Raw genomic sequence first — 593 nt, 5'->3', positions numbered from 1 at the left:
ACCGATGGGTCAACTGCGATGACTTTTGCATTTGGATTTGCTTTAAGGTTAATTCCAGTTGCCGTAGTACCAGAACATCCCTCACACGAAGCCGTATAGGCTGTAGCCTTCACTGTAATTTCTCTTGAACTTGTATTAGTAGTTGATGCAGCTTCTACCGCTGGTTCACTTTCTTTTGGTGCTTGCGCTGCAGGCTTTGCTGATGCTGTAGGTGCAGCAGGCATCGTTTGTTTTTCTGATACAGCCGTATTAGTTGTATTTAAACCTTCATAGATTAATAGATTTAATCCAGGATGGATGAGATCGGTAGTTAAATTGTTCCATTCTTTAAGTTGCGAAACAGTTACCTGATAATCAAGGGATATATCCCATAGTGTGTCACCTTGTTTAACAGCATAATGTTTTTCTGGTGCAATCGTTAGTACATCACCAGGGTGAATAAGGTCCGTTGTAAGATGATTCAACTTTTGTATATTTTCTAAAGATGTATTATTTGCGCGTGATAGATCCCAAAGGGTATCCCCTTTTTGTACTGTTACTGTTGCAGCTTGTACATTAGCACTTACAGTTACTGAGAGTACAGCAACTGCTAT

The 593-nt window shown here is 40.0% G+C and carries 1 protein-coding gene; it reads right to left on the bottom strand.

Annotated elements, in window-relative coordinates; translation table 11 throughout:
- A partial coding sequence (locus COE25_RS30035; RefSeq protein WP_257209026.1) for a LysM peptidoglycan-binding domain-containing protein occupies positions 1-593 on the bottom strand: 593 nt, incomplete at both ends.

Origin of the sequence: Bacillus sp. AFS031507 (genome assembly GCF_002584635.1) — a bacterium.
Lineage (GTDB): Bacteria > Bacillota > Bacilli > Bacillales > Cytobacillaceae > Neobacillus.
The sequence above is the reverse complement of the archived record's forward strand: the minus strand, read 5'-3'. Positions and strand labels throughout refer to the sequence as shown.